Annotated in this window: 18 protein-coding genes and 1 tRNA gene; 9 read left to right on the plus strand and 10 right to left on the minus strand. The window is 63.3% G+C overall.

Annotated elements, in window-relative coordinates; all coding sequences use genetic code 11:
* The first annotated feature begins 9 nt into the window (after positions 1-9).
* Positions 10-1404 carry a DEAD/DEAH box helicase gene (locus tag ACIPHM_RS21160; protein WP_400332583.1) on the plus strand — a complete coding sequence of 465 codons (1395 nt, stop codon included), beginning with the start codon at positions 10-12 and terminating at the stop codon, positions 1402-1404.
* 277 nt (positions 1405-1681) lie between these two features.
* On the opposite strand, the gene ACIPHM_RS21165 is transcribed toward ACIPHM_RS21160, so the two are convergent.
* From ACIPHM_RS21165 to mfd, 5 genes are all read right to left on the minus strand, one after another.
* On the minus strand, positions 1682-2707 hold the full coding sequence (locus tag ACIPHM_RS21165) for an ornithine cyclodeaminase family protein (protein WP_400332586.1): 1026 nt from the start codon (positions 2705-2707) through the stop codon (positions 1682-1684).
* A 151-nt stretch (positions 2708-2858) separates the two neighbouring features.
* Positions 2859-3890 carry a threonine/serine dehydratase gene (locus ACIPHM_RS21170; RefSeq protein ID WP_400332588.1) on the minus strand — a complete coding sequence of 344 codons (1032 nt, stop codon included), beginning with the start codon at positions 3888-3890 and terminating at the stop codon, positions 2859-2861.
* Between the two features lie 22 nt (positions 3891-3912).
* On the minus strand, positions 3913-5199 hold the full coding sequence (locus ACIPHM_RS21175; RefSeq protein WP_400332591.1) for an MFS transporter: 1287 nt from the start codon (positions 5197-5199) through the stop codon (positions 3913-3915).
* 145 nt (positions 5200-5344) lie between these two features.
* Positions 5345-6562, minus strand: a complete 1218-nt coding sequence (argE, locus tag ACIPHM_RS21180; protein WP_400332594.1) for an acetylornithine deacetylase — start codon at positions 6560-6562, stop codon at positions 5345-5347.
* Between the two features lie 282 nt (positions 6563-6844).
* Positions 6845-10309 carry a transcription-repair coupling factor gene (gene mfd, locus ACIPHM_RS21185; protein WP_400332597.1) on the minus strand — a complete coding sequence of 1155 codons (3465 nt, stop codon included), beginning with the start codon at positions 10307-10309 and terminating at the stop codon, positions 6845-6847.
* 108 nt (positions 10310-10417) lie between these two features.
* Between mfd and ispD the strand changes: the two genes are divergently transcribed.
* Together ispD and ispF are read left to right on the plus strand one after the other, a co-directional pair.
* Entirely contained in the window at positions 10418-11140 is a 723-nt protein-coding gene (ispD, locus tag ACIPHM_RS21190) for a 2-C-methyl-D-erythritol 4-phosphate cytidylyltransferase (protein ID WP_400332600.1), read from the plus strand.
* Between the two features lie 76 nt (positions 11141-11216).
* Positions 11217-11732 (plus strand): 2-C-methyl-D-erythritol 2,4-cyclodiphosphate synthase, encoded by a 516-nt coding sequence (gene ispF, locus ACIPHM_RS21195; RefSeq protein WP_400332603.1) that lies wholly within the window; start codon positions 11217-11219, stop codon positions 11730-11732.
* A 186-nt stretch (positions 11733-11918) separates the two neighbouring features.
* On the opposite strand, the gene ACIPHM_RS21200 is transcribed toward ispF, so the two are convergent.
* From ACIPHM_RS21200 to ompR, 4 genes are all read right to left on the minus strand, one after another.
* On the minus strand, positions 11919-12446 hold the full coding sequence (locus ACIPHM_RS21200) for a carboxymuconolactone decarboxylase family protein (RefSeq protein WP_400332606.1): 528 nt from the start codon (positions 12444-12446) through the stop codon (positions 11919-11921).
* A gap of 59 nt (positions 12447-12505) precedes the next feature.
* A complete protein-coding gene (locus ACIPHM_RS21205; RefSeq protein ID WP_150558585.1) occupies positions 12506-13054 on the minus strand; it encodes a peroxiredoxin in 549 nt (182 codons plus the stop codon).
* A 241-nt stretch (positions 13055-13295) separates the two neighbouring features.
* Positions 13296-14636, minus strand: coding sequence for an ATP-binding protein (locus ACIPHM_RS21210; RefSeq protein ID WP_400332609.1), 1341 nt, complete (start codon positions 14634-14636; stop codon positions 13296-13298).
* A gap of 194 nt (positions 14637-14830) precedes the next feature.
* Entirely contained in the window at positions 14831-15556 is a 726-nt protein-coding gene (gene ompR / locus ACIPHM_RS21215) for a two-component system response regulator OmpR (RefSeq protein ID WP_400332612.1), read from the minus strand.
* A gap of 210 nt (positions 15557-15766) precedes the next feature.
* Between ompR and ACIPHM_RS21220 the strand changes: the two genes are divergently transcribed.
* From ACIPHM_RS21220 to ACIPHM_RS21230, 3 genes are all read left to right on the plus strand, one after another.
* Entirely contained in the window at positions 15767-16054 is a 288-nt protein-coding gene (locus tag ACIPHM_RS21220) for a hypothetical protein (protein ID WP_400332637.1), read from the plus strand.
* A gap of 400 nt (positions 16055-16454) precedes the next feature.
* Positions 16455-17885, plus strand: a complete 1431-nt coding sequence (locus ACIPHM_RS21225) for a DUF1800 family protein (protein ID WP_400332868.1) — start codon at positions 16455-16457, stop codon at positions 17883-17885.
* A gap of 107 nt (positions 17886-17992) precedes the next feature.
* Entirely contained in the window at positions 17993-19219 is a 1227-nt protein-coding gene (locus ACIPHM_RS21230; protein ID WP_400332640.1) for a DUF1501 domain-containing protein, read from the plus strand.
* 41 nt (positions 19220-19260) lie between these two features.
* Here ACIPHM_RS21230 and ACIPHM_RS21235 read toward each other — a convergent pair whose 3' ends face one another.
* Positions 19261-20133: a squalene/phytoene synthase family protein gene (locus ACIPHM_RS21235; protein WP_400332643.1), complete on the minus strand. Its 873-nt coding sequence runs from the start codon at positions 20131-20133 to the stop codon at positions 19261-19263.
* Positions 20134-20424: 291 nt separating this feature from the next.
* Between ACIPHM_RS21235 and ACIPHM_RS21240 the strand changes: the two genes are divergently transcribed.
* The 3 genes from ACIPHM_RS21240 to ACIPHM_RS21250 all read left to right on the plus strand — a co-directional run bounded on the left by ACIPHM_RS21240 (position 20425) and on the right by ACIPHM_RS21250 (position 22252).
* Positions 20425-20511 (plus strand) — tRNA-Leu (locus tag ACIPHM_RS21240).
* 332 nt (positions 20512-20843) lie between these two features.
* Positions 20844-21428 (plus strand): fasciclin domain-containing protein, encoded by a 585-nt coding sequence (locus ACIPHM_RS21245; RefSeq protein ID WP_400332871.1) that lies wholly within the window; start codon positions 20844-20846, stop codon positions 21426-21428.
* A gap of 416 nt (positions 21429-21844) precedes the next feature.
* On the plus strand, positions 21845-22252 hold the full coding sequence (locus ACIPHM_RS21250) for a hypothetical protein (protein ID WP_400332646.1): 408 nt from the start codon (positions 21845-21847) through the stop codon (positions 22250-22252).
* Positions 22253-23007 lie beyond the last annotated feature (755 nt).

Below are 23007 nucleotides of genomic sequence, written 5' to 3' on the forward strand. Positions count from 1 at the left end.
AATACATCCATGTCCTTTGCCTCGCTTGGCCTGATCGATCCCTTGCTGCGCAATGTGCAGGATCTCGAATACCAGACACCTACGCCGGTGCAGGCTAAGGCGATTCCTGTTGTGCTCAGTGGCAAGGACGTCATGGCGGCGGCCCAGACCGGCACTGGCAAAACGGCGGGTTTTGCGCTGCCGCTGTTGCAACGGCTGGTGCAACACGGCCCGGCAGTGTCCAGCAACCGCGCGCGCGTTCTGGTGCTGGTGCCCACGCGTGAGTTGGCCGAACAAGTGCTGCAAAGCTTTATCGATTACGGTAAGGGCCTCGACTTGCGATTTCTCGCGGCCTACGGCGGTGTGAGTATCAATCCGCAGATGATGAAGTTGCGCAAAGGCGTGGATGTGCTCGTCGCCACGCCCGGCCGTTTGCTCGATCTCAACCGTCAGAATGCAGTGCAGTTTGACCAGGTCCAGACGCTGGTGCTGGATGAAGCCGACCGCATGCTGGATCTGGGCTTCGCCCGCGAACTCAACGCCGTCTTTGCTGCCTTGCCCGCTCAGCGTCAGACGCTGCTGTTCTCTGCCACGTTTACCGACGATATCCGCGCCATGGCACAGAGCATTCTGCGCAACCCGGTCGATATCAGCGTCAGCCCGCCCAATGCCACGGCCAGCAAGATCAAGCAGTGGGTGGTAACGGTGGATAAAAAGAACAAGCCCGACCTTTTCATGCACCTCGTGGCCGAAAACCATTGGGAGCATGCGCTGGTGTTCGTCAAAACCCGCAATGGTGTGGATTACCTGGCGGCCATGCTGGATGAGGCGGGCTATTCGGTCGACACCATCCACGGCGACAAACCGCAACCCGCGCGTCTGCGAGCGCTGGAGCGCTTCAAGGCGGGCGAAGTCCATATGCTGGTCGCCACCGATGTGGCCTCGCGCGGGCTGGATATCGACGACCTGCCGCTGGTGATCAACGTGGATCTGCCGATCGTGGCGCAAGACTATGTGCACCGTATTGGCCGCACCGGCCGTGCGGGCGCAAGCGGCGTAGCGGTCTCCCTCGTGTGTGCCGACGAAGCGCCCCAACTGGCCGCGATTGAAGCACTGATCCGGCAAACGCTGCCTCGTGAAGAAACGCCGGGTTTCGAAGCCGAACACCGCGTGCCGCAAACCAGCGCGACGGGGCAGATCATCAAGAAACCCAAAAAGCCGAAGAAGCCCAAAGTGCCGCAATCTGTGCCGGGCGCCATCCCGATGCCCAGCAAAAAAGCACGCTCGCAAAGTGGCGAAAACAAACCCAGGCCGGCGGCGCGGCGTACTGTGGCTGCGGGGAAAGGCACAAGCGTGTCCAGCGGTAACCCATTCGGCGCGCAAAAGCCACGCACGAAACCCGCGGGTGGCCGCGGCAAACGCTAACCGTGATCTGTGGGGATGAGTAACACGAGCCTCGGAACCCGCTGGAGATTTTTTAGCGCATCAACCGTACGGCTACCACCCACGCTTCGCCGTAGGAGCAAGCGCTTCGACGCGCAAGCAGGCAACCGCATCTGCCCGCTAGAAAGAATCGGAGGCGGGCCTATGAACCGGTCGCCTTGGCGGTGGCGACCGGCATTCACGACATGTGGCAGTGACATCGGTCGCGCGTTGATTGATGTGACGCCACAGTCGCCTGGACGATGGCGTCCCACGCCCGTCAGATCGCAACGCGCGTCCCCGCTCCCACGCCCTGCGCGCGTTCATACAATGCAGTGGCAAGCGCAACATCCTGCGCCCCCATTCCGAGCGATTTGAACAGCGTGACGGACTCGGCGTCGGTGCGCCCCGGATGTCGGCCAATCACCAACTCGCCGAGTTCCGCGAGCAGATCGTCCGGGCCGATTCGGCCTTCGGCGGCCGCAGCCAGATAGTCGCCGGACTCGTGGATCGTCGATTCGCGACGGTCGACGAACACCTGCGCGCGCGCCATGAGCAGCGTGTCGGCCTCACGGTGACGCGGCGTGCTGCTGCCGACCAGATTGACGTGGGTGCCCGGCGCGAGCCAGTCCCCATGCAGCACCGGGTCCGTCGTGTTGGTGACGGTGACGGCGATGTCCGCGTCGCGCACGGCCGCCTCGACACTCTCTGCCGCTTCGAGCCGGAAGCCGTAGTTCGGCTGCTCCTTGTCGACGAACGCCTGTGCTGTGGCCAGCGAGCGGCTGGCTACCCGTACGTGTTTTAGCGCGCGCACCGCCGCGAGCGCTGCGAGATGCCAGTGCGCCTGATGGCCCGCACCGATCAGGGCGAGCCGGGTGGCGTCGTGACGCGCCAGCAACTGCGTCGCGAGTCCGGTGACGGCGGCGGTGCGAATGCCGGTGATCTCCGCGGCGTTCATGACGGCGAGCAGCTCGCCCGTCTCGCCGCTCATCAACAGAACGCAGCCCTGATGCGGATCCTTGCCGAGCACGCTGTTACCCGGAAAGAAGGTGCCGACCTTCGCGCCATAGACCGGCATGCCGCCTGCCGCACCACTCAGGAATGCAGGCATCATCCCCAGCAGACCTTTCGCGCCGAGCGCCTCGGGCGGGCGAATGATCTGGCGCAACGGCAGATGGATCTGTTCGCGGGCAAGTGCGCCGAACATCTCGGACATCACGGGAATGGCGTCGGCGACAGGCATGAGGGCGGCGATTTGCGCGGCGTCGAGCAGCAGGACGGGAGGGGCGGCGGTGGTAGCGGACATGCCAATTCCTTGCGAGCCTTACCGGGGATGGAGCACCGGATACCGGGTACGGGTACGAGATACCGATTGCCGGAGGGTGGGCCAAGCGAAGACGCGACCCTCGTCGGGCCGCGTCGGTGAGTTACGTCATGAGGATACGCCCGCGCTGGCTTCAGGCCGCGCTGGCTTCGGCCGCGAGCGCCGCTTCGATATGACGATTGAAAGTGGCCGTGTCGGTGTTCGTTCCGCAAAGCAGCACGCCCACGCGCTTGCCCGCGAGCTTTTCGCGCAGCGGGCCCATGAGCGCTGCGGTCGCGGCGGCGCATGCGGGCTCCACGGCCAACTTCAGTTGGCGGAACAGCGTGAGCATGCCGGCGCGCATCTGGTCGTCGGTCACGGTGACCAGTTCGTCGACATGACGGCGGCACAGCGTGTAGCTGTACAGCTCCGTATGCGGCGCCATCAGGCTGTCGGCGATCCCCGTCATCGGTCCCATCTTGACGGGGCCGTTCGTGGCGAAGCTCTGCGCCATGGCGTCCGCGCCAGCGGGCTCCACCCCGTAGACCTTCACGTGCGGGGCGAACAGTTTGAACGCCGTGGCAACCCCGGCGATCAGTCCGCCGCCGCCGACGGGCACGATCACGGCGTCGAGATCCGGGGCCTGTTGCGCCCACTCGTAACCGAGCGTGGCCGTGCCCAGCACCGTGCGATAGCCGTTGAACGGATGCACGAAGTAGCGGCCTTCCTCCTGCTCCACGCGCTTCACGACGTCGAACGCTTCATGAACGTTTTCCGCCAGAATCAGGTCCGCGCCATATTCGCGGCACAGCGCGGAGCGCGCTGGGCTGGCGGTCTTGAGCATCACCGTCTTGGCGCCGACGCCCATCGCTTGCGCAGCGTACGCCACGGCCACGGCATGATTGCCTGCCGACACGCAAGTTACACCCGCATTGCGCTGCGCCTCGTCGAGCGAGAGCAGGTTCGAGAACGCGCCGCGCGCCTTGAACGTGCCGGATGCCTGCAACAGTTCGTACTTGAACGTGACCTGAGTGTTGCCGAGCGTCGGAAAATCGTTGCGCGTAAACACCGGCGTCTCGCGCACGTACGGCAAGAGTGTCTTATGCAGCGCGGCGATGGCTTCGCGGGTCGGAACGGGCTGGCCGTCGATGGTCTCGGCGTGCTGGGCGGGGGTTGATTGCGTCACTTTTATAGTGTCTCCGTATGGGTCAGCGCAGGCCGAGCTTGCGGCTGCGCAGCAGCGCGGTAATGCTGATGAGCGCGGCGAAAATCAGGTAGAAACTCGGGGCGAGCTTGTTGCCTGTCGCGCCGATGAGCCACGTAATGATAAACGGTGCGAAGCCGCCGAACACGGTGGCCGCGATGTTATAGCCGAGCGAGAGGCCGGTGGTACGCACCTGCACCGGGAACAGTTCCGTGAGCAGGGCGGGCAGGGCGCCGAAGTACGTCGTCATCAGCAGGCCGAGCACGATCTGGAACACCATCAGGGAGCCGAACGTCGGGTTCGCGTCGAGGAAGCGGAACATCGGGTAGACGAGCACCAGCAGCGCCACGGCGGCGGCCAGCATCGGTTTGATACGGCCGTGGGTGTCCGACCAGTGACCCACGATCGGTGCAACGATCAGTTGCACCACCCCCGTGAGCAGCACCGCCGAGAAGGCGGCAGAGGACGGCAGGCCCAGTTGCTTGACGGCGTACGTCGGCATGTAGAGCACCAGATAGGTCGCCACGGTCGCCATCACGACGACGCCGATAGCGAGCAACAGCCGCTCCTTCTGGCTCGCGAACGTGTCGCGCAGCGGGCTTTGCGTCGGCTCGATGTCGAGGAACTCGGGCGTCTCGTCCAGACGGCGGCGAATGTAATACGCCACCGGCCCAATCAGCAACCCGAAGAAGAACGGCACGCGCCAGCCCCACGACGCCATGGCTTCCGGCGACAGATTGCCGGTGAGCAGCGCGCCGAAGCCCGCCGCGAGCAGCGTGGTGAGGCCTTGCGAGGCCACCTGCCAGCTCGAGAAGAAACCACGGCGCTGCGGCGCATGCTCGGCGAGAAACGCCGTCGCACTGCCGAATTCGCCGCCTGCCGAGAAGCCCTGCACCATGCGGGCGATGACGATGCCCACCGGGGCGAGCACGCCGATGGTGGCGTACGTCGGCATGATCGCGATGAGCAGCGTGCCGACCATCATCAGCAGAATCGAGAGCGTGAGGGCCGATTTGCGTCCGGCGCGGTCGGCGTAGGCGCCGATCACGATGGCGCCCAGCGGACGCATGAAGAACGACACGCCGAAGGTGCCGAGCGTGAGCAGTAGCGAGACCGTATCGTTGCCGGTCGGGAAGAATAGTTTCGCGATGGTCACGGCGAAAAAGCCGTACACCACGAGATCGAACCATTCGAGTGCGTTACCGATCGAGGCCGATACGATCACACGCCACGCGTGCGGGGACGTGGGGGTGGTCGGTGCCGTCGTGTTGGGGGCTGCGCTTGCGCTCATGAGCGAGATCTCCAAAACCTGTCTGGTGTGCGTACTTGTTATAGAAATCAACGGGCCGCATCCGGCAAGCGGAATACGGCCCGGTAGGACGTCGGTCAGATCGGATGTTCACCCGGCCTGAAGCGATTCAGGCCGCGATCCATCGTCAGGCGCCGACGGTGTTGCTGCGAATCAGCTTGCGCAGGAACGACTCGCATTGCGCGATCTGTTCGAGCGACACGAACTCGTTGGGCTTGTGTGCCTGTTCGATATTGCCCGGACCGCACACGATCGACGGCACGCCCGCCAGTTGGAACTGACCGGCCTCGGTGCCGTAGGCGACCTTGCGCTTGTCGGTGTCCTTGGTCAGCGCACGCACGAGCTGGGTGATGGCGTCCTGCTCGGAGGCGTCCAGCGCCGGCGCGGCGGCGATCTTCTTGAACTCGATGCCGGCATTCGGATGTTCTTTCTGCATCTTCGGCACCAGTTCGTTCGCTGCATATTGCTCAATGCGCGCGAAGATCGCCTCGGCATCCACGCCCGGCAGGTTGCGATATTCGAAGACGAATTCGCACAGCGCCGGGATCGTGTTCAGGGCGATGCCCCCCGAGATCGTGCCCGTCTGCGCCGTGGTGAACGGCACATCGAAGAGCTCGTCGAACGGACCGTTCTGCTTGAAGTGATCGGCCAGATCGCGGATGTAGCAGATCAGGCGCGCAGCGTATTCGATGGCGTTCGAACCCTTCGGCGTGAGCGACGAGTGCGCTGCATGACCGCGCACGCAGCACTGGTAGGCGTTGATGCCCTTGTGCGCCACGATCACCCGCATGCTCGTGGGCTCGCCGACGATGCAGCCGTCCGGGCGAATGCCGCGATCGCGCAACTCGGCGAGCATCACCGGCGCGCCCACGCAGCCGATTTCTTCGTCGTACGAGAACGCGAAGTGGAACGGCGTCTTGAGCTTGGCGTCGCGCATTTCCGGCAGCATCGTCATGACCGAGCCGATAAAGCCCTTCATGTCGCACGTGCCACGGCCGTACAGGTTGCCGTCGCGCACGACCGGCTTGAACGGATCGGTGTCCCACGCCTGGCCGTCGACCGGTACGACATCGGTGTGGCCCGAGAGGACGATACCGCCCTGCGTGTTGCCGTCGGCGGCAGGCAGCGTCACGAACAGGTTGGCCTTGCGCTTGGTGGCGTCGTACGAGAGCCACGGCTCCACGCCGGCGTGCTTGAGGCTGTCGCGAACCGTCTCGATCAGGCCGAGATTCGATTCACGGCTGGTGGTGTCGATGCTGACCAGCTTCGTGATCCAGTCGAGCGATGCCGGCTGGGCCTCTTGAGCGGCCTGCGGGGCGATAGCTTGGGGGGAAGCGTTTGTCATTCGAATCTCCGGGAATCTTCCAGTCATACGTGTAATACGTCTCTTACGTATTGTTACTGGGAAATGTTACTCAAAAATAATTTAGAGGTAAAAGGTTGTGTGAACAACCATTCTTGCCTCGCGGGAAAAGGCACGCCGGGCGGGGGGTTGCCCGGACGTGCCTGAAAGGAGCGCGACGGAAATTGCTGCGGTGCACACGGTTTCGGGCGTCATTTGGCAGGTCCGACAGGCTCGGCGTGTGGCCAATGTTTCGGCGCGCCCGGGTGCACATCGTCGACATGATCAGGCGGCCTTCGCACCGGGCGAGCCGAGTGCACGCAGCGTTTCCTTGATGGCTCGCACGCGGTCGGTCAGTTCCGCGTGTTTGACTTCGACGCGCAATTTGTCCTGTCCGGCGAGCTTGATATGGCGATGCTTCTGCACCAGTTCGATGACGCGCATCGGGTCGACCGACGGCGTCGGCTCGAATTGCAGCGCGATGGCGTCTTCGCTCGCATCGATCTTGATGATGCCCAGCGGCTTGGCCAGCAGACGCAGACGGTGTGTCTCGATGAGCGCTTGCGCCTGCTGTGGCAGCTTGCCGAAGCGGTCGACGAGTTCTTCCTGAATCGTGTCGATGGCGTCCGGGTGCATGCCGTTGGCCAGACGCTTGTACAGCGAGAGACGCTCCTGCACGTCGCCGCAGAAGTCGCTCGGCAGGATGGCCGGGACGTGCAGGTTGATCTCGGTGGTCGCGGCCAGCGGCGCGGTAAGATCCGGCTCGCGTCCGGCTTTCAGCGCGCTCACGGCATCGGCGAGCATGTCGGTGTAGAGCTGGAAGCCGATCTCGTGGATCTCGCCCGACTGCTTGTCGCCGAGCACTTCGCCCGCACCGCGAATCTCCAGATCGTGCATCGCGAGATAGAAACCGGCGCCCAGTTCTTCCATCTGTTGAATCGCTTCCAGACGCCGCTGTGCCTGTTTGGTGAGCGCCTTCGGATCGTGCACGAGCAGATACGCGTAGGCCTGATGGTGCGAGCGGCCCACGCGGCCGCGCAACTGGTGCAACTGCGCCAGTCCAAACTTGTCGGCGCGATGCATCAGAATGGTGTTGGCGGTCGGCACGTCGATGCCGGTCTCGATAATGGTCGTACACAGCAGTACGTTGGCGCGCTGCGTCACGAAGTCCCGCATCACGCGCTCCAGATCGCGCTCGTGCATCTGACCGTGGGCGACGACGATGCGCGCTTCCGGCACGAGCGCTTCGAGTTGCGCCTTGCGATTCTCGATCGTCTCCACTTCGTTGTGCAGGTAGTACACCTGTCCGCCGCGCTTGAGTTCGCGCAGCATGGCTTCGCGCACGACACCGTCTTCCTCGCGCCGCACGAAGGTCTTGATTGCCAGACGCTTTTGCGGCGCAGTGGCGATCACCGAGAAGTCGCGCAAGCCTTCGAGCGCCATGCCCAAGGTGCGCGGAATCGGTGTGGCGGTCAGCGTGAGCATGTCCACTTCGGCGCGCAGCGCCTTGAGCGCCTCCTTCTGACGTACACCGAAGCGATGTTCTTCATCGATGATCACCAGGCCCAGCCGGTCGAACCGGATGTCGTTCGAGAGCAGCTTGTGCGTGCCGATCACGATGTCGACCTGACCTTCGTTGATCGCCTTGACGCTGGCGTTCACTTCCTTGGTGGTCTTGAAGCGCGAGAGTTCGGCAATGCGCACCGGCCAGTCGGCAAAGCGATCGGAGAAGGTCTGCGCGTGCTGTTCGGCGAGCAGCGTAGTGGGGGCGAGGATGGCGACCTGCTTGCCGTCGAGCACGGCGATGAACGCTGCGCGCAGCGCTACTTCGGTCTTGCCGAAGCCGACGTCGCCGCACACCAGACGGTCCATCGGGCGGCCGCTCGTCATGTCGCTCATCACGGCCGCGATGGCAGCCGCCTGATCCGGCGTTTCCTCGAAACCGAAGCTGTCGGCAAACTTTTCGTAGTCGCGCGGCGAGAGCTCGAAGGCATAGCCCGAGCGCGCGGCGCGGCGTGCATAGAGATTGAGCAGTTCGGCGGCCGTGTCGCGAATCTGCTGCGCGGCCTTGCGTTTGGCCTTCTCCCACTGGCCGGAGCCCAGCGAGTGCAACGGTGCGGTATCGGGATCGGCGCCGCTGTAGCGCGAGATCAGGTGCAACTGCGAGACCGGCACGTAAAGCTTGCTGTCGCCCGAGTATTCGAGATGCAGGAACTCGGTCTCGCCTTCGCCCAGATCCATGCTGACAAGGCCCTGGTAACGACCGATGCCGTGCTGGCTGTGCACGACGGGGTCGCCCACTTTCAACTCGGCCAGATCGCGCACCATCGAGTCGACCGACGTCGCCTGCTCCTGACGGCGCTTGCCCGCGCGACGCGCCAGGCCTTCGTACAACTCGTTCTCGGTGACGAATGCGAGGTCTTCCGTCGGCAACAGGAAGCCGGCGGCGAGCGGCGCGACACTGATGCAGAAGCGGTGATCGGAGGTCAGGAAATCTTCAAGCGACTCGACGCTCGTCGGGCGCAGATCGTTGTCGTGCAGCAGTTGCAGCAGCGTCTCGCGGCGGCCGGCGGAGTCGGCGCACAGCAGCAGACGGGCAGGCGTGCGGGCGAGGTAGGCACGCAGGGCGGCGAGCGGGTCGTCGGCGCGGCGGTTGATCGCCAGCGACGGCAGCGGGATCGCCCAACTGCCGTCGCCTGGCGTGGGCAGCGTCAGGCGCGCGAAGGGCTTCGCGAACGTGAAGAAGTCCTGATCGAGCAGGAACAGTTGCTCGGGCGGCAGCACCGGGCGCTCGCGATCGTGCGAGAGGAAGTTGTAGCGCTGACGCGTGTCGTTCCAGAAGCGGCTGATGGCCGCGTCCAGATCGCCGACGAACACAAGTTGCGCGTCGGCCGGCAGATAGTGAAAGAGCGTGGCTGTTTCGTCGAAGAACAGCGGCAGGTAGTACTCGATGCCCGCCGACGGCACGCCGCTGCCAATGTCCTTGTAGATCGGGCTGCGGCTCGGGTCGCCTTCGAACACCTCGCGCCAGCGGCCACGAAACGCCGTGCGTGCGGGCTCGTCGAACGGGAATTCGCGGCCGGGCAGCAGGCGGACTTCCTTCACCGGATACAGGCTGCGTTGCGTGTCGGGGTCGAACGCGCGAATGCTGTCGATGGTGTCGTCGAACAGATCCAGACGATAGGGCAGCACCGAGCCCATCGGATAAAGATCGATCAGGCCGCCGCGCACGCAATACTCGCCGGGACGCATCACCTGACTCACGTGCTCATAGCCCGCGAGCGTGAGTTGCGACTTCAGACGCGCCTCGTCGAGCCGTTCACCCTGCGTGAAGAAGAACGTGTAGGCCGCCATGAAGCTCGCGGGGGCCATGCGGTACAGCGCCGTGGTCGCGGGCACGAGCACGATGTCGCAGCGTTTTTCGCCGAGATCGTGAAGCGTGGCGAGACGCTCGGAGACCAGATCCTGGTGCGGCGAGAACGTGTCGTACGGCAGCGTTTCCCAGTCGGGGAGCAGCCGCACGCGGGCTTCGGGCGCGAACCACTTCAGTTCCTGCTGAAGACGCAGGGCATCGGTGGCCTGCGCGCACACCACGGCAAGCAGTGGCAGGCGAGCGCGATTCTCTTCGAAATAGCGAGCGATGAGCAGGGCGTCGCTTGAGGCATGCGAGCCGGCGAAAGCGTAACGCTGTCCCGCTTTCACGAGCGGCACAGGCACGGTACTACGGGATAGGGCGTTGGCGGAGGACATAAGAAAACGTTGCAGAAATGGGAAAGCACGGGGCTCCGTTCGCATGGGGCCCCGTGACAGTCAGCGTCTATTATAAAATCCCTGCTTTCTCCTTACCTGCGTTTTATCGTGAGCGACCGACTTTTTGCCGTGATCCCGTGTGCCGGGGCGGGTGTACGCGCCGGGGCCGACGTGCCCAAGCAATACCGAAGCGTCGGCGGACGTCCCATGCTGCACTACGCGCTCGCCGCGTTCGACGCGTGTTCCGAATTCGCGCAAACCGTGCTGGTGCTGGCGCCGGACGACAATCATTTCGACGGGCGGCGCTTCGGCACGCTGCGCTTTGCGGTACGCCGCTGCGGCGGCGCGTCGCGGCATGCGTCGGTGCTCGGCGGCCTCCAGGCGCTCACCGAGTTCGGGGCGCAGGACAGCGATTGGGTGCTCGTGCACGACGCTGCGCGTCCCGGCATTACCCCCGAATTGATCCGCACGCTGGTCAGCGCACTGCGCGACGACCCCGTGGGCGGCATTCTGGCGTTGCCCGTCGCCGATACGCTCAAGCGCGAGCAGGCGCCGGTGCACAAGGGGGAGCTGGCGGCCGTCCGGGCGACCGAGTCGCGTGACGGCCTGTGGCAGGCGCAGACACCGCAGATGTTCCGCCTCGGCATGCTGCGCCACGCCCTCGAAGACGCGCTCGCCGCCGGTGCCGAAGTGACCGACGAAGCCAGCGCCATCGAGCGGATCGGCCACGCGCCCAAGCTCGTGCGCGGCAGCCTGCGCAACTTCAAAGTGACGTATCCCGAGGATTTCGCACTCGCCGAGGCGTTTCTCGGTACGGGCAAGCCGGCCTGAGCCCACCCGAGCCTTGCCGGATGGAACCGGCGCATCGTATTCCCGCATTTGGCGACACTTTATGACTGAACAAGCTATGACTCCTGCTTCCCCCGTTTCCCTCGCAGCGTTGTCCCGCCTGCGCATCGGACAGGGCTATGACGTCCATGCCCTCGTACCGGGACGCCCGCTCGTGATGGGCGGCGTGACGATCCCGTTCGAGCGAGGCCTTCTCGGCCACTCGGACGCCGACGTGCTGCTGCACGCGATCACCGACGCCGTGCTCGGCGCGGCAGCGCTTGGCGACATCGGCCGTCATTTCCCGGATACGGACCCGACGTTCAAAGGGGCGAACAGCGTTGTTCTGCTCCAGGAAGCCATGCGACGCGTGCGCGAGCACGGCTACGAGATCGTAAACGTCGATTGCACGGTGATCGCGCAAGCGCCGAAGCTCGCGCCGCATATCGCCGCGATGACGCAGTCGATTGCCGACGCGTTGGGCGTCACCGTCGGTCAGGTGAACGTGAAGGCGAAGACGAACGAAAAGCTGGGCTACCTCGGCCGTCAGGAAGGCATCGAGGCGCAGGCGGCGGCGTTGCTTATCGGACGCTGAGCGTCTGGAGCATGTTGCATGCCTTGAGCGCGTTGATGGCCTGAGCCTGATCCGACGCGTTCGACGTTTGACGTCGGGCTTGTCAAAGCAAAAACGGCGCTACCGGTTGCATCCGGTAGCGCCGTTTTGTTTTGTGACGGCTTGCGCCGCCGGCCGCTTGCGGGAACTCGCGAGGGCTGGTGAACCTTACGCGGCTTCGGCGGCGATCACCTGGGCGGCAGCGTTGATGACAGCGGCGATACGGCCGACGTCACGCAACTGCGCGGTGCTCATGCCGTGTTCGGCGGCAAGCAGGTGCGCGTGCGACTTCACGCAGAAGTGGCACTTGCCGACAATGGACGCGGCCAGCGCGTACATCTCGAAGCGACGCTGGTCGACACCGCCACGCGTGGCGTAGCCGTTCATGCGAAGCTGGGCCTTTTCGTTCTTGAGATCGGTGTTGTCGGCCATCTCCAGATACGGGTACCACGTATTGTTCATGCCCATGAGCGCGGCGGCGGTCAACGCGCCTTCAAGCTCTTCCGGGGCCAGAACGCCGGCTTCGCGAATCGCCTTGACGAGCGGCTGGCTCTTGGCCGCGAAGGCGGCGGCGAGGGCTACACCCACGGCATCGTTGCCCTCCAGCGAGGAGCGGGCGATCGTGCCGTCGAGGTTCAGGCGGATGTCCTTGGCGTAGTCAGGGATCTGCGCCTTAATCGCGGTGATGAATTCCATAAATTTCTCCTATTGCTTTGGGCTGAAAAAGCCCGCTTGCGCGGGCTTCGAGACGACGCTTACAGCGTTGCACCGCCAACTGCGCGGTTGCACGGGCAGAGTTCGTCCGTTTGCAGACCGTCCAGAATACGCAGAACTTCTTCCGGGTTACGGCCGACGTTCAGGTTGTTCACTGAAACGTGCTGGATGACGTTGTCCGGGTCAACGATGAACGTTGCACGCAGGGCCACGCCAGCCGCCTTGTCACGCACGCCCAGTTGGTCGATCAGAGCACCGGTCGTGTCGCCGAACGAGTAGTGGTTCAGCTTGTTCAGATCCTTGTGCTCACGGCGCCATGCGAGCTTCACGAACTCGTTGTCGCCCGAGCCGCCCAGCAGCACGGCGTCGCGATCTGCGAAGTCGTTGGCCAGCTTGCCGAACTCAACGATTTCGGTCGGGCACACGAAGGTGAAGTCCTTCGGGTAGAAGTAAATGATCTTCCACTTGCCCGGGAACGAGGCTTCGGTGATCGTTTCGAAAGCCGACACGCCGTTTTCTTCGTGGTTATTGAAACCAGGCTTGGCAGCTTCGACCGAGAACGCTTCGAGTTTGTCGCCGACAGTCTTCATCGATTGACTCCTAAATTAGTGCGGTTTATGTCGTGACGTCACAGGGACATCGCGACTAGCAACTGACCGGGATCACGCGATCCCGGTCAACCAAAGCATTATACGCTATCGATGCAATGATAGCAATAGCTTATTTAAATGTCGGGGATAGTTAAAACAAATCCCGTCGATAGGATTTTGCGCGGCAGCGCGAGGACAAGCCTTGAGCATAGCCAAATTTCCGTGCCTTTACATCAAACATCTATTTGGCAAGCGGAAATGACACGATGATTTCAAGGCCGCTGCCCGGACGCACATTCCGCAACGACACGTGCCCTTTGTATCGCGTGGTGATGCGCTGAACGATCGCCATGCCCAGACCCGTGCCATCCGCCTTCGTGCGCGCGGTGTCCACACGATAGAAGGGACGGAAGACGAGGTGTAATTGTTCCTCGGGAATGCCTGGACCGGTGTCGCGCAGGCGCATCTCCACGCGCTCACCGAGCACACGCGTGACAATGTGGACGTTCGCGAGGTCGGTCGTGGCGTCGCGGCCGTACTTGCGCGCGTTCTCGATGAGGTTCGTGAGCAGACGTTTGAGATCCGTGCGCTCGGCGAGCACTGGCGTGTTCTCGGCGAGTTCGACGCTCAGGTTCAGGTCTTCGCGCCCATCGAACGACGCCACCGTATCGCGCACGACGTCCGACATATCGATCGACTGCGTTGTCCGCGAGGCCGGGCGGGCGTAATCGAGGAAGCGGCCAATGATCTCGTCCATCTGTTCGATGTCGCTGATCATGTCGCGCTTGACCGATTCGTCCGACGGGCTCATTTCCGTCTCCAGTCGCAGCCGGGCGAGCGGTGTGCGCAGATCGTGCGAGATGCCTGCGAGCATCAGCGCCCGGTCGGCTTCGAGGCGATCGAGTTCATCGACCATCTGATTGAAACTGCGGTTGGCTTCGGCGGCCTCGCCCATGCCGCGTTCGGGCAACGGCTCGGGACGTTGTCCTTCCCCGATGGCGCGCGCAGCATGCGCGAGCCGCGCGAACGGTCGGTTCACGAGGGCGGTGATGAAGGCGGCGCCAATGAGCGAGAGGGCGAGCGCGAACGTTCCCCAACTGAAGAGTTGAAGGCCGGTGGCCGTGTCGATGCGGTCTTGTTCGATGGCGACCCAGTAGTCGTCTTCGTCGATCTTGAAGCTGATCCACATGGCCGGAATCTCGTTGACCGAGGCGGAGATGACCGTGTCGGTGCCCAGACGCCGCTGCACGTCGCGCACGATCAGATCTTGCACGACACCGCCGGGCTGCTTCTCGATCTTGTCGGCAGGCTCGCGCGGATACACGCGAATGCCTTCGTTGCTCTCCAGATCCTGAAGCAGCGCGCGGCGCAGGTCGGGCTCCGAGTAGAGCAGGGCCGTGCGGGTGAGCTTGACGATCGACACGAGCTGCTGGGCGACGCGTTGCGCGCGTGGCTCGCGCTCGATCACGCGAAAGCTCTGATACCAGGCGGCGAGACTGACACCGATGAGCAGGGCGATGAGAAAGAAGGTACGCCAGAACAGGCCGCCGAACAGCCCGCGTACCATCCGTATCGGATGCATGGGGTGCTCCGTCTAAAGCGTGATTTGTGCGTGCCGGAGGGTCCGAAGCGCGCAATGACGGGGGCTCATGCGAGCCATGGCGAACGGCATGGGAAACGACTTGAAACGATACGGCGTGAAACAAGGCACAACGCCGGTGCGCGAGCGCGTCGCGACCGGCGTCGTCTTATGGCTTGCGACGTGATGGCGGGCAATCACGCGCCGCCGTCCGGGATGAACACGTAGCCGAGGCCCCACACTGTCTGAATGAAGCGTGGGCTGCCCGGGTCCGGTTCGATGAGCTTGCGCAGACGCGAGATCTGCACGTCGAGGCTCCGGTCGAAGACTTCATATTCGCGACCGCGAGCGAGCTCCATGAGCTTTTCGCGCGAGAGCGGCTGGCGCGGGTGGCGGGCGAAGACCTTGAGCACGGAGAACTCGCCCGTCGTGAGGGCGATTTCCTGACCGTTCTTGGTGAGCGTGCGCGTGGCGAGGTTCAGGGAGAAGTCGCCGAACTCGAACGTCTCCATGGTTTCGCTGGGCGCACCGGGGAGTTCGGGCGGCGCCTGACGGCGCAGCACGGCGTGAATGCGGGCGACGAGTTCGCGCGGATTGAAGGGCTTGGGCAGATAGTCGTCTGCGCCCATCTCGAGGCCGACGATTCGGTCGACATCCTCGCCTTTGGCCGTTAACATGATGATCGGCGTGCGATCATTGACGCCGCGCAGACGGAGACAAATAGAAAGACCGTCTTCACCGGGGATCATCAGGTCTAGCACGAGCAGATCGAAGCGCTCGCGCACCCAGAGCTTGTTCATGGCTGTGGAATTTTCGGCCACAAAGACATTGAAACCCTGTTCCCCGAGGTAACGACGCAGCAGGTCGCGCAGGCGCGGATCGTCGTCGACAACCAGAATTTTGGGAGAGTTTTTGTTTTCCATGCCACGTATCTTAGCCCGAAATGTTGCGAACTGAGGAGGCCGCCAAAGCGGGTTACAAAGGGTTACACAATTTACCCTACGGCTTGTGCGCTGACCATAGGCAGTGGGTACACTTGCACCCCTGCCAGGGCAAAAACAGCCGCATGGCATGAAGGACAAACGCACAAGATGAGATGGGCTGCTGAGTTTACGCTTCTGTTCGGGGGAATCATGCTCTGGGGTCACCTGGGTGTGACCTATGCCCGTCCCGTAGCGCATTTCAGTACGCAATACCATGGCGCGAGCGCCCCCAGAGTTCAGCGTGCCGCACCCGCGCCGTCGCCGCGCAATCCGCCGAAGAACGCGCCGCCCGCGAACGATCCCAACGCCGATCGCCGCAACGACGACCTCCCGCATACGCCGCCCGGGCGACGTCCCAACGGCCATATGTCGCCGGAAGACCGGCGCCTGCTACGTCAACATATTCAAGACGCCGTGCGTGAGCTATATAGTCACTGACACGACACACGCTTCCTTACCGTTCGATCTGTCACGGAAACGTCGCCAAACGCTTCTCCCCAAAACGCCAGTGATGTCACTTTGACGCGAGCGTCTCATGAAGCCGAACCGAACCCCGCCAGCCTCTGCCGACGCTGGCTTTTTTTGCGCCCGCGGAAGGCGTCAGGCGTCGAGTCTTTCGACGTTGACGAGCTTGGCAGGGCTGGCATCGCCCGCGTCGTTGCATAGCGCCGGGTGTCCGAGGCGTTTGCCCCGGCTACTCGCGGCGGTCTGGCTTGCCTTGCCGCTTGCTGCCCCCGCGGCATATGCTACAAGTTCGCACCACGCGCCCGCACAGCATGCCGCACGCCCGAAGGCGGCGCGCTCGTCCTCGTCGGCCGTCGACCAGACCACGCGCGAGCTGACGGCCGACGACGCGCGCTATCTCCTCACCCGCACCGGTTACGCGCCCGACGCGCGCGAGCTTGCGCCGTTTGTCGGGCTGACGCGCGCGCAGGCCGTCGACCGGTTGCTGGCGCAAACCCGTCGCACGGCCGTGACGCCGCCGCCCGCCTGGGCCGCCGACCCGCCGCTCTACGGTGCGCCCGTCAAGAACATGACCGACGACCAGCGGCGCGAGCTCAACGCGCGACGCAATCGTATGGCGGCGTCGCTCGGCGCGTGGTGGGCGCAGGAGATGGCGAGCACGCCGTCGCCGCTCACCGAGCGCATGACGATGTTCTGGCATAACCACTTCGTGTCGAGCGACGACAAGGTGCGCGAGCCGGGCGTGCTTTACCGGCAGAACGTGCTGTTGAGGGCGAATGCGCTGGGCAACTTCGGGGTGATGCTCCATGAGGTGTCGAAGGACCCGGCGATGCTCATCTATCTCGATGGGGCGGGCAGCCGCAAGGGGCGTCCGAACGAGAACTTCGCGCGCGAGGTGATGGAGTTGTTCACGTTGGGCGAAGGGCATTACACCGAGCAGGACGTGCGTGAAGCGGCGCGCGCCTATACAGGCTGGAGCATCGATCGTCCGACGATGACTTACGTCTGGCGTCCCAACGTGCACGACACCGGCATGAAAACCGTGTTGCACCAGACAGGCGACTTCGACGGCGACCAGATGCTCGACATTTTGCTGGCGCGTCCCGAGACGGCAACCTTCGTCACCAGCAAGTTGTGGCGCGAATTCGTTTCCCCGACGCCTGACCCGGTGCAGGTCGAGCGCATTGCGGGGGCGTTCCGCGCGAGCGGCTACGACATCCGCGTGGCGCTGCGCGCCATGTTGCTCACGCCGGCGTTCTGGGATTCCCGCACGCGCGGCACGCTGGTCAAGTCGCCGTCTGAATTCGTGACGGACACCGTGCGCGAGTTCGACATTGGCTACGACGATCCGCAGATGCTGGCGCAGCAGATGCGTGTGTTGGGGCAGGACCTGTTCCGTCCGCCCAATGTGAAGGGCTGGCCGGGCGGCGATGCGTGGATCGACAGCACCACGCTGCTCGCGCGCAAGCAGTTCGTCGAGCGCATGTTCCGGGCGACGGAGAATGCGAACGCGGGCGGACCGTCGACGATGGCGCCTTCGATGTCGGCGCGGGCGGGCGTGCAGCGCACGGCGCTGCGCCCCGCCCAGCCGATGCCGCGAACGGTGGCCGGGGTGCGCTTCGATCTGTCTCGCTGGCTGCAACCTTACGCCTTGGGGCCGGTCGACATTCCTGACGTGGCGTCGCGCGAGGCGTTGCAGCGGGCGGTATTGCCATTCGCGCCTGCGGCGGCGCAAACGGCTGGCGTGAACAGTGCCGCTTTCTTGCAGGCGTTGCTGATGGACCCCGCGTATCAACTGAAGTGAGTGCGTGGTCGGGCGATGGTGAGCGGATGGTGAGCGGTACGGGATGTAGGGTCTTTGTCTTTGGCGATGCCCGCGCGTGAGCGCGAGGCGGCCTTGAGAGGTGTGAGATGCGTCGGCGCGATTTTCTGACATTCGCTGGTGGTCTTGGGGCGGCATGGCTGACCCCGGCGCCGGTATGGGCGGCTGCACGAGATTTGTCCGGGATATTGCCGGGCGCGGGCGGCAATTACGGCAATCTGCTGATTCTCATCGAACTCAAAGGGGGCAATGACGGGCTGAACACCGTCATTCCCTATGCGGATCCGATGTATGCCGGGTTGCGTCCGAATATTGGCGTGAAGCGCGAGCAGGTCGTGCAACTGGACGAGCACAGCGGTCTGCATTCGGAGATGCGGGCATTGCTGCCGATGTGGCAGGCGAAGGAGCTGGCGATCGTGCAGGGGGTGGGGTATCCGCAGCCGAATCTGTCGCACTTCCGGTCGATCGAGATATGGAATACGGCGTCGCGCTCGGACGAGTATCTGCGCGACGGTTGGTTATCGCGCGCGTTTGCGCAGCAGTCGGTGCCGGCTGGTTTCGATGCCGATGGCGTGATCGTCGGCAGTGCGGAGTTGGGGCCGTTGGGCGGCGGTGCGCGTGCGGTGACGCTGACCAATCCGGCGCAATTCCTGCGCGATGCCAATCTGGCATCGGCCAATGCGGTGCAGGTGAGCAATCCTGCGTTGGCGCATGTGCTGCGCGTGGAGAACGACATCGTGAAGGCGGCGGACGGACTGCGTCCGCGTCAGGGACAGTATGTTTTGCGCACGCCGATGCCGCAGGGCGCATTCGGCAACGTGGTGAAGACGGCATTGCAGGTGGTTGCAGCGGCTGATTCACCGACGGGTGTGCCACAGCCGGGACGCGGTGTGGCGGTGCTGCGTCTGACACTGAACGGATTCGACACGCACCAGAATCAGCCGGGGCAGCAGGCGAATCTGCTGCGTCAGTTGTCGCAGGGGATGATGGCGTTGCGCGCGGGGCTGACCGAGCTGAACCGTTGGCAGTCGACGATGATCGTGACGTATGCGGAGTTCGGGCGGCGTCCGCGCGAGAATCAGAGCAACGGGACGGATCACGGCACGGTAGCGCCGCACTTCATTGCTGGCGGACGCGTGCGCGGGGGGCTTTACGGCGAAGTGCCGAGACTGGATCGACTCGACGGCAACGGCAACTTACCGTTCGCCGTCGATTTCCGGGATGTCTACGCCACGGTGTTGCAGCGCTGGTGGGGCCTGAATCCGCAGCCGGTCCTGGGCGGCGGGTTCAAGCCGTTGGATGTGCTGCGGGTGTGAGGGGGATGCGTTGGCACATCCCCCGGTGAGCGCAGCGCGATCTAGCGCGCGCGCCAGGCTCGCCAGAATTTTCGCAGTGGCGTGAGATCGATGCGTTGATGCAGCACCTGATAGTCGCTGGCGGCGACTTCGTCCATCAGTGCCAATTGCAGGGCCGCGAGGGCGAGCAGCGGACGTTGCTTGCGACGGTCTTTTTTCGGGAGGGCGGCCGCCGCGTCGGCAATGGCCTGACGCGCCCGCGCATGCTGGAACTTCATCAATTCGACGTAGGCGGGCGAGTACTTGCCGTTTTGCATATCGGCGGCGGTGACGCCGAAGTGCTGGAGTTCGTCGATGGGGAAATAGACGTACCCGGCGCGCGCGTCGACACCGGCGTCGGTGACACGTCGGCCGAGCGTGATGGCGTGACCGAGGGCGCGGGCGAGGGCGGGCGTTTGCGGGTCGTCGAAACCGTAGACGTGTGATGCGAGTTCGGCGGGCGCGCCACCTGCGGCGTCGCAATAATGTGTGAGGCCGGCGAAGTCGAGATAGCGCATCTGGGAGAGATCCATCTCGGCGCCGTGAAGAACGGCTTCAAATGCGGCGCGCGACAACCCACTGTTTTGGACGACGGGCGCGAGCGCGCGCGTGACGGGGTGCGCTGGGTTGCCGGAGAAGAGTCGCGCGAGTTCCTGACGCCACCAGTCGAGCTTTGCATGCGCGACGCCGGGGTCATGAACGGCCGCATGAATATCGGCGATTTCCTGACAGAAGGCGTGGACGGCATAGGCGGCGTGGCGTTTGGACGGCGGTAACTGGAGCAGGGCGTAGTAGAGCGCGGAGCCGGGCGGGCCTGCCTTCTGGCGGCAATATTCGTTGGCCTGCGTGGGGCTGGTGAAGCCGGAGGTATCGTCGGCGGTCTCGTGGGGTTGCATGCGAATGGGGTATCGGTTTGGTCAGGTGCCCGGGGTTCGGTGCGCGTGCGCGCAGCGGGGCAGATGCCATGAATTGGTGCGAATTCTAGCATTGGGAGGTGAGAGGACGGGCGTGACGGGGCGGCTTCGGCGTGAGATTGCCGGCGGGAATCGGTTCGTGTAGAATGCTCGCCTGCTTTGACGCATGCAGCGGGGCGGCGACAAGTCGCCCCTTTTCATGTCCGACCGGACGCATGCCGTCGACCCGATGCCGGGATGTCGCACCTTACAAGGTACCGACACCCACGGGCTGCGAGGATGGCGAAATTGGTAGACGCACCAGGTTTAGGTCCTGACGCCCGCAAGGGTGTAGGGGTTCGAGTCCCCTTCCTCGCACCAACTCCCCGTTTTGGCATCGGTTTCGTAGGTCTCACTTCTTCCCGCAATATCTCGCAAACGCTCGCCGAATAAGGCGGGGCGGGGTTTTTGCGTCAATTCCGATTGTTCGTCGTCGGCGAAAAATCTCACCTCGTCGCGCCTAAAATCTCGGCGGCTTCCCCGATTTTTCCCCGCGATTTCCCCGCGTAATGGCATCGATTCAGACGCTGAAAGCTTCTACTTCTGATCGTCACTAACGTTCTCGTTAGCCCATGCATCCGATCCCGCACACCATCCGTATTAGAGAGTGCTTCCACATTGAGAAGCGTCCTAAATTGGGTGTGAACATGAACATGAAGATGAGACGATCGGGCGGGATTCTCGCGGTGGTGGCGTGCATTGCAATTCTGCCGGGCATTGCTGTGACATCGGTGTTTGCTGCGATGGATGGGGGCGAGAAAACGGTGATGGTGGGCGGGGCGGCGATGTATCCATCCAAAACCATCGTTCAGAACGCTGTGAATTCGAAGGATCACACGACGCTTGTTGCGGCGGTCAAAGCGGGTGGTTTGGTTGACACCCTTAACAGTGCGGGGCCGTTCACCGTATTCGCACCGACGAACGAAGCGTTTGCCGCGTTGCCGTCGGGGACGGTGGATACGTTGCTCCAGCCGGAGAACAAGGGGACGCTGGTTAAAGTGCTTACCTATCACGTTGTTCCGGGGCGGCTAACGGCGCAGGATCTCATGAAGGCCGTGAGCGATGGCGGCGGAAAAGCGGTCATAAAGACGGTGGAAGGTGATTCGCTCACCGTCATGCAGCAAGGGAATCAGCTTGTCGTCCGGGACGATAAGGGCGGTGTGGCCCGCGTGACCATTGGCGACGTGATGCAATCCAACGGCGTCATTCATGTCGTGGACAAGGTTCTGATGCCTTAACGAACATGGGGGCTCGGATCACCCGACGCCCCCATGTTGCTCCAACCTTCTTCGTAGCTACCGCCGCGACTGCTCCCGCCACTCGTCTGCATCCAGGCACGTTCCAGCAGCGCGAGGCATCCGCCGCCGCGACGCGATGTCTGCGATCGCGCGCAGATAGATAGCTCGTCGGATGGGGCAAATCGCTATCCATCGCCGATCGTGCCCCTCAGCGCCACCGCGGCACGAGTAAGACACCCCCCGCCAAACATCCCCCTTAGGGAAGTCCAACCCCGCCAGTCTGCGCGGAAAAATCCACGCATCAAAGTCAAATAAAACCATTTAGGTAAATTACCAACCAAAATGGTTCTTCATCCGCAACATGCGACGCGCAGCGCACACCCGTCGGCCTCAATCATCATTGGAGAATCAATATTGTGAGAGCAATCATTCCGCTTTCCGCGCTGTTGCTGTTGTCGGCTTGTGTCAGTGACCAACTGAACAGTGGCTTCGATCGTATGCGGAATCAGCCGCTTTCTGTGGCGATGGACAGGCTTGGCGTGCCGAGCAGCGAGCGCATCATTGCCGGTCGTCATATCTACACCTGGACGCATACCGAACTTATCTCCACCTTTCAGCCGTCGACCAGTTTCACGACAGCGAAAGCGTTCGCCAAATCCAGCGATTCCAAGTACACCGCCAACACGTTCGGCGGAACGACTGTGCAGACGAGCGCGACCTGCAAGATCGAGGCCGAGGTTGATGGTCAAGGAAGCGTTCGAAATCTTTCGTACGACGGCCCCGTCGCCGCGTGCGGCAAGTATGCGCAGGCTATGAACCGTTGACCGTTACATCGGTCCGGCGCATAGCTTCCCGCGTCTACGTTTGGTCATCTTCCGAGTTTTCTGATTCGTCGAAACCGACATGGCGACAATTCGGAAAGCTGCTGAAGTCCCGTTTGCCGGGCGATCCCGGCGACCAGACTACGTCACATCCGTTTTACGGATCCCACACTTCGATAAGCTACGCACTTCGGCAGAACCGATGAGCCCTAGACTCGGTTCCTGCATGGCGAAGTCACTGTCATGTGTGTCGTTGAGAGGAAGTGTTGGCCCCGGTGCTGCGTGGTACCGGGGCTTTTTTTGCGTTACGTTGCGGCGCGACGCTTAGGGTCGGGCCGACGAGCACCGAGAGATGTCATGAGCCGCCAGCACGCGGACGCCGCACTTTGACGTATCGACCCAAACGTAATGTGCGCACCTTCTTTGGGGCATCGTCCGAGTTTTTCGTCCTGCCACGTTCGCCGGTGTTAGCGGTTTGGTGTGAGGTCGAACGGTGGAACGGCCTGTGCTCCGGTCAATTCGGCCAATCGCCCCTCCAACTTCACCACTCCCCCCGCGTGCATCCCTTGATCGCGTACGTCAGCCGTGAGTGAAGCCGCTTATTAAACTCGTTTCCTGCATGGCTCCTCCTTCCATGGCCATGCAAGTAGGTCTTAGCCCCGGTGACTGCGCCGCCGGGGCATTTTTTATACGCTCACGGCAAGTCCATCCCCCTTCGAGCGGCCATTTGCGCGGGCGAATGCGCCGGATAGGCATTC

It is taken from the genome of Pandoraea sp. NPDC087047, assembly GCF_044745225.1.
GTDB lineage: Bacteria > Pseudomonadota > Gammaproteobacteria > Burkholderiales > Burkholderiaceae > Pandoraea.